11 protein-coding genes and 1 other annotated feature are annotated in these 12,976 nt (G+C 32.0%); of the genes, 8 read left to right on the forward strand and 3 right to left on the reverse strand.

The window, feature by feature from the left end; genetic code table 11:
• The first annotated feature begins 55 nt into the window (after positions 1-55).
• The 3 genes from BN1865_RS01550 to BN1865_RS01560 all read left to right on the forward strand — a co-directional run bounded on the left by BN1865_RS01550 (position 56) and on the right by BN1865_RS01560 (position 3,431).
• On the forward strand, positions 56-568 hold the full coding sequence (locus BN1865_RS01550) for an adenine phosphoribosyltransferase (protein ID WP_050635506.1): 513 nt from the start codon (positions 56-58) through the stop codon (positions 566-568).
• Between the two features lie 47 nt (positions 569-615).
• Entirely contained in the window at positions 616-2,832 is a 2,217-nt protein-coding gene (locus tag BN1865_RS01555) for a RelA/SpoT family protein (protein WP_050635507.1), read from the forward strand.
• A 113-nt stretch (positions 2,833-2,945) separates the two neighbouring features.
• On the forward strand, positions 2,946-3,431 hold the full coding sequence (locus BN1865_RS01560; protein WP_050635508.1) for a nucleoside-diphosphate kinase: 486 nt from the start codon (positions 2,946-2,948) through the stop codon (positions 3,429-3,431).
• A 748-nt stretch (positions 3,432-4,179) separates the two neighbouring features.
• On the opposite strand, the gene BN1865_RS17845 is transcribed toward BN1865_RS01560, so the two are convergent.
• Together BN1865_RS17845 and BN1865_RS18265 are read right to left on the reverse strand one after the other, a co-directional pair.
• Positions 4,180-5,622 carry an ISL3 family transposase gene (locus BN1865_RS17845; protein WP_050636206.1) on the reverse strand — a complete coding sequence of 481 codons (1,443 nt, stop codon included), beginning with the start codon at positions 5,620-5,622 and terminating at the stop codon, positions 4,180-4,182.
• Between the two features lie 384 nt (positions 5,623-6,006).
• On the reverse strand, positions 6,007-6,165 hold the full coding sequence (locus tag BN1865_RS18265) for a hypothetical protein (protein WP_157844071.1): 159 nt from the start codon (positions 6,163-6,165) through the stop codon (positions 6,007-6,009).
• Positions 6,166-6,634: 469 nt separating this feature from the next.
• Positions 6,635-6,818: a binding site (T-box leader), on the forward strand.
• A gap of 36 nt (positions 6,819-6,854) precedes the next feature.
• On the opposite strand from BN1865_RS18265, the gene hisS reads away from it, so the two are divergent.
• Genes hisS through BN1865_RS01585 form a run of 3 tightly spaced genes read left to right on the forward strand, consistent with a single transcriptional unit; the run spans position 6,855 to position 10,954 of the window.
• Positions 6,855-8,135, forward strand: a complete 1,281-nt coding sequence (gene hisS, locus BN1865_RS01575; protein WP_050635511.1) for a histidine--tRNA ligase — start codon at positions 6,855-6,857, stop codon at positions 8,133-8,135.
• Positions 8,128-9,894: an aspartate--tRNA ligase gene (aspS, locus tag BN1865_RS01580; RefSeq protein ID WP_050635512.1), complete on the forward strand. Its 1,767-nt coding sequence runs from the start codon at positions 8,128-8,130 to the stop codon at positions 9,892-9,894. Before hisS ends, aspS begins: the two co-directional genes overlap by 8 nt.
• Positions 9,872-10,954, forward strand: a complete 1,083-nt coding sequence (locus BN1865_RS01585; protein ID WP_050635513.1) for a M24 family metallopeptidase — start codon at positions 9,872-9,874, stop codon at positions 10,952-10,954. Before aspS ends, BN1865_RS01585 begins: the two co-directional genes overlap by 23 nt.
• An 84-nt stretch (positions 10,955-11,038) precedes the next feature.
• On the opposite strand, the gene BN1865_RS18900 is transcribed toward BN1865_RS01585, so the two are convergent.
• Positions 11,039-11,173 carry a hypothetical protein gene (locus tag BN1865_RS18900; RefSeq protein WP_255351745.1) on the reverse strand — a complete coding sequence of 45 codons (135 nt, stop codon included), beginning with the start codon at positions 11,171-11,173 and terminating at the stop codon, positions 11,039-11,041.
• Positions 11,174-11,297: 124 nt separating this feature from the next.
• Between BN1865_RS18900 and murC the strand changes: the two genes are divergently transcribed.
• Both murC and BN1865_RS01595 read left to right on the forward strand, forming a co-directional pair.
• Positions 11,298-12,608, forward strand: a complete 1,311-nt coding sequence (gene murC / locus BN1865_RS01590) for a UDP-N-acetylmuramate--L-alanine ligase (protein WP_050635514.1) — start codon at positions 11,298-11,300, stop codon at positions 12,606-12,608.
• 64 nt (positions 12,609-12,672) lie between these two features.
• Positions 12,673-12,972, forward strand: coding sequence for a hypothetical protein (locus BN1865_RS01595; RefSeq protein WP_050635515.1), 300 nt, complete (start codon positions 12,673-12,675; stop codon positions 12,970-12,972).
• Positions 12,973-12,976: the final 4 nt, after the last annotated feature.

A 12,976-nucleotide genomic window follows, 5' to 3' on the forward strand; every position in this document is an offset into this window, starting at 1 on the left:
TTTATTATCTTATGAAAATTTGTTATAATATAAAAACAAGGAGGGCTTTTTAGCTATGGATTTAAAGAAATATATTGCCGATATTCCTGACTTTCCTGAACCAGGTGTATTGTTTCGAGATGTGACCCCTTTATTAGCTGATGCAACAGCTTATAAAGAATCTATTCGTTTACTTGTGGATTTTGCTAAAGATAAAAATATTGATGTTATTGCTGGGCCAGAAGCTCGAGGTTTCTTGTTTGGTTGTCCAGCTGCAGTTGAATTGAATTGTGGTTTTGTACCAGTTAGAAAACCGGGGAAACTTCCTCGTGAAGTTGTTTCAAAATCATATGAGTTAGAATATGGAACTAATGAAATTCAAATGCATAGTGATAGTATTAAACCTGGGCAAAATGTCTTGATTGTTGATGATTTATTAGCAACAGGTGGGACAGTTGAGGCAGCTGTCTCTCTAATTGAACAAATGGGTGGAAATGTCGTAGGAATTGCTTTCTTAATTGAGCTAGAAGCTTTAAAGGGAAGAGACCTTTTAAAGGGATATGATGTTTACTCTGTCTTAAAGTATTAAAAGAGACATTGTCTCTTTTTTGTCATTATTGTAAAGGAGGAAGAAATATGGAATATAAAGGAGCGCATGATCAGGTTACGTTTGATGATGTTTTAGAAAGCTGTTCAACATATATTACTCATCAGGAGAGTATTGAACTTATCAAACGTGCATATGATTTTATTATGGTTATGCATGCTGGACAAAAACGTAAAAGTGGAGAACCTTATACGAATCATCTGATATGGGTGGCCTATATTTTGACAACTTTACAAACTGGACCAACGACAATTGCAGCTGGATTGTTGCATGATGTCATGGAAGATTGTGATGTGACACATGATGAAATGGTTGAACGTTTTGGCGAAGAGATTACAACCTTGGTTGAAGGTGTAACAAAAATTAATAAAATGCCATTCAAAGATGAAGCTGATGTTTATGCAGAAAATCATCGAAAAATATATATTGCAATGGCTAAAGATATCCGTGTTATTTTAATCAAATTGGCGGATCGTTTGCATAATATGCGTACATTACAATATATGCGTCCTGACAAACAACAACGTATTGCAAGAGAAACTTTAGAAGTTTATGCTCCTATTGCTCATCGTCTAGGGATTAATGATATTCGTATTGAATTAGAAGATCTTTGTTTGAATTATTTAGATCCTAAAGCTTATCAGGAAATTTCAGAATTGCTTGAACAAAAACGTAGTGAACGTAAAGATTCTGTTGATAAGATGATGAATTCTGTTAAAGAACTTTTAGATCGTCATCATATTGAGTATCGTATCAAAGGACGGGCAAAACATATATATAGTATTTATAAAAAAATGGTTATTAAGCATAAACGTTTTGATGAACTTTACGATTTGAATGCTTTGCGTATTATCTTAAAAGATAAAATGAAATGTTATGAAGTCTTAGGAATTATTCATGATCATTATCGTCCTTTACCAGGGCGTTTTAAAGATTATATTGCAATGCCAAAACCTAATATGTACCAATCACTTCATACAGCAGTGATTGGTGAAAATGGGCATATTTTTGAAATCCAGATTCGAACTGAAGAAATGGATGAATTGGCTGAACGAGGAGTTGCATCACATTGGCGTTACAAAGAAGGACGCGATTATTCATCTAAACAAGAACAAAAAGACATTGTCGATAAACTTCAATGGCTGGGAGATTTTATTACTTTAAGTGATGAGATTAAAGATGGCGATGCGAAGGAATATTATGATTCATTAAGACGTGATATTTTTGAAGCCAATGTTTATGTTATGACACCACAGGGAAAAATTGTAGAACTTCCTAATGGTGCGACACCAATTGATTTTGCTTATCGTATCCATACAGAAGTTGGACATCATGCAGTAGGAGCAATTGTTAATAATGTAATGGTTCCTATCAATACAAAGTTAAAAACAGGTGATGTATGTGAAATTAAAACCAATAAGAATTCAGGCCCAAGCGAAGATTGGCTGAAATTTGTTCAGACAGCTGGTGCTCGAAATAAAATCCGTCAGTATATTTCTAAAAAAGATGCTGAGACACAAAAAGAGTTTATTGAAGAAGGTAAAAAACTACTAAAAGAAGAAATTCGTAAACGTGAATTAGATGAAAAGAAATATCTGGATCCAGAAACTTATAAATCTTATTTCGGTTCATTTGGAGCCAATAATTTTGATGATTTAATGTTAGTGATTGGGAAAAAGCAAGCCACTGCGGCAACCCTTATTGATAAAATTTTACCGAATCATACAGGATTCTTTGATAATTTATCAAAGATGCTTAAAAAGAATAATAATGCGATTAAAAATCAAAAGAGAACAAATGGCAGTCTCGGTATTAGTGTCAATGGTGTAGATGGTTTAAAAGTTCAACTTTCAAAATGCTGTAATCCAATTCCTGGTGATCCTATTGTTGGTTATGTGTCTAAAGGACAAGGGATTAAAGTGCATAGAGCAGATTGTCCTAACTTGAATGGTGCTGAAAAAGGAAGACTTATTGATGTTTATTGGGACTATACCAATATTACTGAAAAACGCTTTGAGGTGGATATTGAAATTAGTGGACTTGATCGTCCTAATTTATTGAATGATATTATAACTGTATTAGGACAAGTCAAAGTAAATATTTTAAATATCAATGCTGGCATTAAGGATATGGAAGCACAAATTAAGTTGACTTTATCAGTTGAAAATGCTGAATTATTACAATTGACAATTGATAACCTTAATAAAATACAAGGAATCTATGAAATCAAAAGAGTTATTCATTAATTGTTTAAAATAATCATCTATAGGAAAACTATAGATGATTATTTTGTATATTTGACATCTTTTGAAAGCATTTATGATAAAATAATAGATATCCAAAGAAAAGAGGAAGAACAATGAAACAATATACGTATATGATGTTAAAACCAGATGCTTTTCAGGGCAATCAGCCAGATGCAATTTTAAAGATGATGGAAGACCATGGATTATGTGTTGAGTCGTCTCAGGTTGTTGAAGTCAATATGGATGTAATGAAGGTGTTATTAGAACATTATCATCAAGTGATTGATGATAAAGGTGCGGTCTTTAATTTCCCGGCTCGGTTATTTCATACATTTTATTTTGATGGACCACATTGGATTATGCCAATGAAAGTGAGTTATACAGGAAGCGAAGATATTATTGCTTATTCTAGAAAATTGGTTGGAAAAACCAATCCAATTGAAGCAGCACCAGGAACCATACGTGGAACATTTAGTCATGATAATTATGATTTAGCCGATCAGGAAAATAGGCTTGTTAACAATGTTATTCATGCTTCTGACTCAATCGAATCAGCTAAGCGAGAATTAGAGATTTGGAAAATGTATTTAGAAAAATAAATTTTCAAAATATGAAAGTGTAAGGGCTTCCATTTTAAGAAGGATTGTGCTATTATATAGATGTAGAAAAGGAAAGGACATGAAAGGAGGTCTTAGAGATGTTAAATGATATGAAAATAAAAACTTTATATTTAGGACCTGTATTCATGGTTAATCTTAATCTTCCAAAAGATTATCGATTAATAAGAGATTTGCTACCCCCTAACATACGTTAGGCCTGAATTTAAAAAGGCCGTAAATATAAAAAAGTTCATGATATAGTAAAGAAAGATCATGATGGGTGAATGAGAAAGTTCATATTAATGTAAAAGTATTTGTTTGTTGGATTTGAATATTTGGTATTATAAATGAAATCGAAAGTATAAAATAGTTTTTAATTATTATTGTATCCATGATGAAATTGTAAGAATAAATGTCGCATATACCAATAAGTAAGTTGCTAATATGAATGAGTAAAAAAAGACATGATGAAATCACTTTATGGAAAAGATGGAAACATCCTTCATGAGATTATCATTGAGTTGAAACGAATTAACAAGTGTTTCTAGGATATGTAGGAAATGGAAAATAGAAAAGATAGTCAAAAAGAAATGAGCTTGTTAAAAGAGTGATATGAAAATGGTAAGCAAATAAATAATGAATATTATTTATGAGATTTATATAAATAAGTCACATAGAAGATAATATTTCTTCTTTATATAGGATAGGAGTCGAGGCTCTGTGTCAAGAGTGGAGGATAAAGGAATAACTATTGAAAAATAGGGATTCCTTTTTTTCTGTCTTTATAAGTAAAAGTATAACTATATCCAAGATGTAAAAATATGCGTTTTCTTAAATTGTAGAAATATCTGAAACCATATGCATTCCTTTTGACAAGTTTGATTTTATTATTCATTCCTTCAATGAATCCATTATTAAAGCTCGTTCTATATGATCTGTTTCTTCTTTTGTATATGGTTGTATAGGATAATGAACATAAAAGAGGAATAAACCATCTCTTTCTAAAGTTTTTAGCAGTTATCTGATAATAACTATTTTGAGTATCAAAGATATAATCAAGCCATCTGTTTAATTCTTTTTTGTAGTCATTATGTTTTTCATGTATAAGTTTCAATAGATTCTGATAAATTTCATAGTTATCAAGCATTTCTAAAATGACAAGAGAATCGAACATAGTATTATCATCACAGTCTTTATCATTTCTTCTTTCACTAAGATCATAAAGATAATCAATATAGGAAGCACAGGTAAAGTATCTTTTCAGATGAAAATCATACCATGTCTTTTCATTATCCAGATCTTTTCTGAATTTATAGAATAATCGAAGCTGTCTTTTGATAGATTTAGCTAATGGCTGATAGTGAAGAGAAGAACAGGCATCGAGTCTTGACTGGATAAAATTCTGACCAGCAAGTCTGACGTAATGAAACCTGTCACATATAATCTGGGCATGAGGGAAAAGAGAATGCATAATACAGTAAAAAGGACCAGAAAGATCCATAATGATAAACTTAACCTTCTTTCTTTCAGAGAAGGGAAACCTAAGGAAATAGTTTTTCAGGAAGGAAGCTTTTCTATCTTCGATAATATCAAGAGTTTTACCAGTGATAGGATTGACTATATTAAAAGCATAAGTTCCCTTATCGCTGGTAGCCTTAAATTCATCAATAGAGATAACAGAGGAAAGATGATAGAATCTATCAGGAATATGGATATTTTCACTGAAGATGCGATACATAGTATTTTTACCAAGGCCATGCATTCTGGAGATGGAAGCCATAGAATGATTTTCATTCAATTCAAAAAGAGCGGACTGAACATTAGGAATAGTAGCCTTTCTATTGTAAAACTGAAAAGGAATATCTTCAACGAAATAGGAAGAACAGTCATGACAAATATATCTGTGATAGGAAACCACAAGAACGACAGGGAGAGAGCCAAAGGAGAAATGCTTAAGATTGATAGATCTTGTTCCTTTAGATATGTGATGATTATATGAACCGCAGTGAGGACAGACAAGAGGAGAGACTTGAGATTTAAGATGGATGAATAAAGTGAGAACACCGTTAGAATCAGGAACTTTTTTAAGACATGAAGAAGAATCATCAAAGGGAGCAGGAATAAAAAGATGAGAAAAATGATTAATTTGTAGAATTTCAAGAATAAGATTGATATAATCAGAAGTGGACATAATATATAACCTCCAAAGAATTTTAGTTAGCACATAAATTTTACAGTAAGGTTATAGTTATGTCTATTTTTATATAAAAAATAAAACTGAAAGATTTATTTAAATCCTCCAGTTAAATTATAGAGCCGGAGTCGAGAGATTCCTATCTTTTCTTGTTTATCAAGAATTTGGATATATCAAGGAATATAGGACAGATAAAGAAAAACCAACTTTCAGGTTGGTTTTAAAACGAAGTCGCTAAAAATTGTTATATCTATTTGAATCAACTTATTAAATCGTGACATCGTAGACATTCTATTTCAACTTCTCCATCGTTTCCTAATGCTTTGTTTTCTCCAATAAATTCTTCAAGTATTCAGTTAAATATGTGTAACATGCGAATCTTTATTGGTATGGATAAATCATTTCTATTTGTTTGTCGAGATTAATTTGATGTATTTCTTTTATCTGCTGATTTTGATTATCTATTTTAATGAACTTAGGATAATGATGACCTGTGAAAAAGAATTGATATAATTGAAATTCATAAACACCATTCCCCATATCATTTAACTCATAATGATGATATTTGTTGTCACCAGTACCATCGGATATTTCAAAAGTAATCTCAGAATCAGTTTCTATAACGTCAGCAATATAAGCATAACTTGGAAATGTTGTTCATTTATCAAAGATAAATAACCCACAAAAGCAAGACAACAAATCGCAATAAAATAAATATTTTTTTCTTCACATATAATCTCCTCCTCTTTGATAAGTAGTGATATACCCTAAAATATAGAGTCATTTCTTAATTCCAATATATCAGATTTTTAATACTAATGCTTGTATCAGTCTGGTTATTAAAACAAAAGAAGAACTATAAAATAACTTTTCATCATATTAACAAATAATGCATTATCTAATGAGTGGAGAGGGTGGAATTTAGTTTTTCAATTGAGTAATGAATGAAAATAATTCCTTTTCTTGTTTAAAGGATTGCTTTTTTGTCAAGAATACATTATAATTCAGATAAGTTCCGTTGAAGAAGATTAAATAGTGAAATTTTGAAGAGATACTGTGGTTGGTGAGAACAGTAAAAGGAAGCTATGGGACACTTTGGAGGATGTTATGAAAGTAACCGTTTATCGCGTTAAGATATTGAGGGCATACAATGTATGAACTAAGGTGGTACCGCGTGAATGAACGTCCTTAGATAAGGACGTTTTTATTATTTTAAGGAGGAGAAGATTATGGCTTATAGTGCACCAAGAGGAACAGTTGATATTTTACCTGAAGTATCAGGGAAATGGCAGGAATTAGAGCAGTTATTAAGAACGATTTGTGCAAATTATAATGTAAAGGAAATGAGAACACCAATTTTTGAACATACGGAATTGTTTTCAAGAGCAGTGGGTGATACAACTGATGTTGTCACTAAAGAAATGTATTCTTTTGCAGATAAAAAAGGACGTTCTATAACTTTGCGTCCAGAAGGAACAGCCGGGATTGCAAGAAGTTATGTGGAAAACAAGTTATATGCATTACCTGAAAAACTACAAAAATATTATTATATGGGACCAATGTTTAGATATGAAAGACCACAGAATGGGAGACAAAGACAATTTCATCAATTTGGTGTAGAAATGATTGGATTAGAATCACCTTATGTAGATGTTGAATGTATGGTTATGGCTGTAACAGTGGTGGAAGCATTGGGATTAAAAGATATTACATTACATATTAATTCATTAGGTGATGAAGCTTCAAGGGATGCTTATCGAGAAGCATTAAAACAGCATTTTGCACCGGTATTAAATGAATTGTGTTATGATTGTCAACAACGTTTTGAGAAAAATCCTTTACGTATTTTAGATTGTAAAGTTGATAAAGATCATAGTGCTATGAAGGATGCTCCAAGAACCATTGATTATTTAAGTGAAAGTGCTAAAGAACACTTTGATAAGGTTTGTTCATTATTAGATGATTTAGAAATTGATTATGTGATTGATACGAATTTGGTTCGTGGATTAGATTATTATTCACACACTGTTTTTGAAGTCATCTCAGATGATCCAAAATTAGGTGCTGGGGCGACTGTGGGTGCTGGTGGTAGATATAACAGTTTAATTAGTGAATTAGGTGGACCAGATAATCCTGGTGTTGGATTTGCCTTTGGTATGGAAAGATTAATGATTGCTTTAGGTGATGACAATAATGAGGAAGATGGTTTGGATGTTTATATTATGCCATTAGGTCATGAAGCAAAGGATTTAGCAATGCAGATTTTAACAATGTTGCGTGCGAATGGATTTACATGTGATATGGATCAATGTGATCGTGGATTAAAAGGACAATTTAAGTCTGCTGATCGCTATCATGCTCATTTTTCAATGATTATTGGTGAAGAGGAAGTTCAAAAAGAAGTTGTGAATATGAAATGTAATCATTCTAAGGAACAAAGTATTGTGCCATTAGAAAATATTGTGGCATTTATTGAAAATCATTATGAAGGAGGAGATCATCATGAATAGAACACATAATAATGGAGAATTGCGTTTATCACATGTTGGAGATAATGTTGAATTGATTGGTTGGGTTGCTAAAAAGAGAAATTTAGGAGCACTTGTTTTTATTGATTTAAGAGATCGATATGGGATAACACAAGTTATTTTTGATGAGTCTTTTGAAGAAAGATTAAAAGAAGTTAAAAATGAATATATTTTACAGGTAAAAGGTTCAGTGATTGAAAGATCTTCTAAAAATCCAAAAATGCCAACAGGAGATATTGAAATTCAGGCAAAAGAATTTCAAATTATCAATACAGCAAAATTAACTCCAATGATTGTTGCGGATGAAACAGATGCTTTAGAAGAAACGAGAATGCAATATCGTTATTTGGATTTAAGACGTCCTAAGATGCAGGAAAATATCATGATCAGACATAAGATTACGGGTTCTATTAGAGAATATTTAGATAATCTTGATTTTATTGATATTGAAACACCTTATTTAAATCGTTCAACACCAGAAGGTGCAAGAGATTTCCTTGTTCCATCTCGTGTCCATAAGGGAGCTTTTTATGCTTTGCCACAATCACCTCAATTATTTAAGCAGTTATTAATGGTATCTGGTTTTGAAAAATATTATCAGATTGCACGTTGTTTTAGAGATGAAGATTTGCGTGCTGATCGTCAAATTGAATTTACACAAGTCGATGTGGAAATGAGCTTTTTATCAACTGATCAGATTTTAGAGATTGGTGAGGGTATGATGGCAAAAGTTATGCGTGATGTCAAAGGAATCAATATTGAATTACCTTTAAGACGCTTGACTTGGCATGAAGCGATGGAAAAATATGGGATTGATAAACCTGATACACGTTTTGGATTAGAATTGGTTAATTTAAATGAAGTTGTTGCTGATGTTGATTTTGCGGTGTTCAAAAGTGCTTTAGAAGCTCATGGGCATGTTAAAGGGATTAATGTCATTGGTGAAGCACAAAATTATTCACGTAAAAAAATTGATCAATTAACTGATTTAGCCAAAACATATAAAGCCAAAGGGTTAGCATGGTTAAAAGTAACAGATGCAGGTGTGCAGGGACCAATCGCAAAATTCTTTACTGAAGAACAGTTAACTCGCTTATTAACAGCCATGGATGCACATGAAAATGATTTATTGTTATTTGTGAGTGATGCAAAATATGAAGTTGTATGTGATGCCTTGGCAGCAATTCGTAATTTCTTAGGAAAAGAGTTAAAATTATACGATCCAGCGACATTTGATTTCCTTTGGGTGGTGGATTTCCCAATGTTTGAATATGATGATGAAACACAAAGATATTATGCGAAACATCATCCATTTACACGTCCAAAGGATGAAGATATTGATAAATTAGAAACAGATCCTGAACATTGTTTAGCAGATGCTTACGATATTGTTTTAAATGGATTTGAATTAGGTGGGGGTTCTCAAAGAATCTATGAACAAAGCTTGCAAGAAAGAGCGTTTAAAGCTTTAGGAATGACCCAGGAACAAATCGATTCACAATTTGGATGGTTTGTAGAAGGACTTCAATATGGAACACCTCCACATGGTGGTTTTGCGTTAGGATTAGATCGTATTGCCATGTTACTTTGTGGTTGTGATTCTTTAAGAGATGTCATTGCATTCCCTAAAAATACAAGTGCAACATGTCCAATGTCAAAAGCACCAACAGCAGTTGCTATTGCTCAATTAGATGAATTAGGAATAGGAGTGAATGAAGATGCATCAACAGAGAATAAATAAAGTTCTTAATGAAATGCAATTAAGAGGAATGGATCATTTGATTATTAGTGAACCAAGTTCAATTCATTATTTAACAGGATATGACAATCATCCTGGTGAAAGAATGTTTGTCTTATTACTATCATTAGATGGTCAACATACGATTTTTCTTAATAAATTATTCTACCTAGATCAGTCATTAGATTTTAATATTGTCTGGTATGCTGATACTGATGATGGAGCTGCGTTGGTTGCTCAACATTTAGTCAATGCACATGTTGTAGGTGTAGATAAAAATTGGGAAGCTAAATTCTTGATGCGTGTCATGGAACTTGCTAATGAAGAATGTTGTTTTGAAATAGGGTCTATTTGTGTTGATCATGTTCGTATGATTAAAGATCATAAAGAACAAGAACTGATGCGTGAATCGAGTCGAATTAATGATTTGGCAATGGATCAGGTTATCCAATTATGTGCTCAAGGTGATTTAAGTGAAATTGAAGTCACAGAGAAAGTTACTGAGATTTTTCAATCATTAGGGTGTTCTTCTTTCTCATTTCCAGCTATCATTGCTTATGGAGCAAATGGTGCTGATGGACATCATGAAGGTGATGAGACAAAATTGCAGCCAGGTGATAGTATTGTGATTGATATGGGTGGATTATATCAAGGGTATTGTAGTGATATGACCAGAACCGTTTTCTATAAAGAAGTTTCACCAAAACAACAAGAAGTTTATAACTTGGTGCGTTTGGCTAATGAAACTGCTGAAGCCATGATTAAACCAGGTGTTAAATTATGCGATATTGATCAATCAGCAAGAGATGTTATAACAAAGGCTGGTTATGGTGAACAATTTAATCATCGTTTAGGACATTTTATTGGAAGAGATGTTCATGAATATGGTGATGTTTCTGCTGCTTTTGATATGGAAGTGGAAGAAGGAATGATTTTTTCAATTGAACCAGGCATTTATCTTCAAGGTGATTTTGGTGTTCGTATTGAAGATCTTGTTTTGGTTACAAAAGATGGCTGTGAAGTTTTAAACTCATATACAAAAGATTTATTAGTTATTGGATAAGGAAGGCAACTTCCTTTTTCTTTTGAATAATCTATAACAATGAGGGAAAAATAAGGGTAAATAAAAAAACACGGTTTCCCGTGTTTATGCGCGAGCATTAGAATTGTCTTCAAATTTAAAGTTATCCATTTGTTCAAAACTATCATTTGCTTGCTGATTTTGATTATAACCTTTGTTCATCTCTTGTTTTTGTTTGTTCTTTGATTTCTTATGACTCATTGTTTTCTCCTTTGTTTTCTATTGACATTATTAGTATGTGACATTTCAAAAAAAATATAAAAAATATAAAGAGAAAGCATACATTTTCCAAAATTTGTGCTAGAATAGTGAAGAGGTGACAAGGATGTATTATTTTATTGGAATTAAAGGTTCAGGTATGGCTTCATTAGCAACAATTCTTTATGATTTGGGTTATGAAGTTGCTGGAAGTGATATTGATAAATATATTTTTATAGAGGATGAACTTAGAAAAAGAGGGATTCCTATTTATTCTTTTGATAAGAATAATATTAAAGATGATTATGATGTCATTGTTGGTAATGCTTTTGATGAAACAAATGAAGAAGTTAAGGCAGCTTATGACAATCCACGTGTGAAAACACATACTTATTATGATTTTTTAGGACAGTTAATGGATCAGTATACTTCTATAGGAATTGCTGGAACACATGGAAAAACAACAACTACAGGGATGGCTTATCATTTGTTTAAGGATTATGATAAAACATCTGTCTTAATTGGTGATGGAACTGGTCATGCGGTTGAAGGTAGTCATTATTTTATTGCTGAGACATGTGAGTATCAAGATCATTTTTTACATTATTATCCAACATATGCAGTGATTAATAATATTGAAATGGATCATGTTGATTATTTTCATTCGATTGAACAATATCAAGAATCATTTGAAAAATTTGCCAATCAAGTAAAAGATACAGTAGTGGTATGGGGAGATGATCCTTATCTTCCTCATCTGAATTATACAACACGTGTTTTAAAATTTGGAGTAGGCGAACATAATGATGTTAAAGCTAAAAATATATTAAACAATGAACATGGTTTATCTTTTGATGTTTATATTCATGGTGAATTGTTTGGACATTTTGCTTTGCCATTCTATGGAATGCATATGCTTTATAACTCTTTAGCAGTGATAACACTTGGCTATTTAGAAAATATGCGTGCTGATTATATCCAGCAACGTTTATCAACTTTTGATGGTGTGAAGCGTCGTTATACAGTTAAAGAAATTGGGAATAATATTTATGTTGATGATTATGCTCATCATCCAACGGCTATTCAATATGTTATTGAAGCGACACGTTCACGTTATCCGGGTAAAAAAATTGTTGCTATATTCCAGCCTGATCGTTTTTCAAGAGGATTAAGATTTGCCAAAGAATTTGCAGCATCTTTAAATTTAGCAGATCATCCATTTCTTGTTCATTTTCCTGAAAATGCTAAAAAAGAACCAGGGATTGATATAGATATTTATGAAATTGCACAATATATTCCACGTGCACAAGTTATTCATGAGGATGAAGAGGCTGTCAAATTATTAGCTCAATATGATAATGTTGTTTATTTGTTTATGAGTAGTAAAGATATTTATAAATTAGAAGATAATGTTATAGCCTATAAAGAGTCTCACTAAGTGCTGACTTTTAATCAATGGAAATTTATGGTATAATGAATAAAAGTCGATGAAAGGAGAATTTATGGACGCAAAATTAGTATGCTATTGCATTTTAATATTGTCTGGAGCCTTTGCTTTATTAAGTTTAGGGCTATTGCTGATTAGAATGTCTGGAGCAGTTAAAGAAGCGACTGTGTTAATGACGATTCTAGAAACAACTTTAGCAAAAGTGAATCATATTTTAGATGATGTCAATAATAAGATGGATATGTTAAATGCCCCTGTTGAACTCGTAAGTGGATTCTTTTCAAGAGGTGGACTGAAAGCAAGTATGCTTTCTCTATTAGGTTTTTTAACTTCTATGTTTAGAAGAAAAAAATAATTAA

Source organism: Candidatus Stoquefichus sp. SB1, assembly GCF_001244545.1.
Classification (GTDB): domain Bacteria; phylum Bacillota_I; class Bacilli_A; order Erysipelotrichales; family Coprobacillaceae; genus Stoquefichus.

Excerpts from the sequence above, each read along its gene's own strand:
- BN1865_RS01550 (WP_050635506.1), top strand. The coding sequence starts at position 56 with ATGGATTTAAAGAAATATATTGCCGATATTCCTGACTTTCCTGAACCA.
- BN1865_RS01555 (WP_050635507.1), top strand. The coding sequence starts at position 616 with ATGGAATATAAAGGAGCGCATGATCAGGTTACGTTTGATGATGTTTTA.
- BN1865_RS01560 (WP_050635508.1), top strand. The coding sequence starts at position 2,946 with ATGAAACAATATACGTATATGATGTTAAAACCAGATGCTTTTCAGGGC.
- BN1865_RS17845 (WP_050636206.1), bottom strand. The coding sequence starts at position 5,622 with ATGTCCACTTCTGATTATATCAATCTTATTCTTGAAATTCTACAAATT.
- BN1865_RS18265 (WP_157844071.1), bottom strand. The coding sequence starts at position 6,165 with ATGGGGAATGGTGTTTATGAATTTCAATTATATCAATTCTTTTTCACA.
- hisS (WP_050635511.1), top strand. The coding sequence starts at position 6,855 with ATGGCTTATAGTGCACCAAGAGGAACAGTTGATATTTTACCTGAAGTA.
- aspS (WP_050635512.1), top strand. The coding sequence starts at position 8,128 with ATGAATAGAACACATAATAATGGAGAATTGCGTTTATCACATGTTGGA.
- BN1865_RS01585 (WP_050635513.1), top strand. The coding sequence starts at position 9,872 with ATGCATCAACAGAGAATAAATAAAGTTCTTAATGAAATGCAATTAAGA.
- BN1865_RS18900 (WP_255351745.1), bottom strand. The coding sequence starts at position 11,173 with ATGAGTCATAAGAAATCAAAGAACAAACAAAAACAAGAGATGAACAAA.
- murC (WP_050635514.1), top strand. The coding sequence starts at position 11,298 with ATGTATTATTTTATTGGAATTAAAGGTTCAGGTATGGCTTCATTAGCA.
- BN1865_RS01595 (WP_050635515.1), top strand. The coding sequence starts at position 12,673 with ATGGACGCAAAATTAGTATGCTATTGCATTTTAATATTGTCTGGAGCC.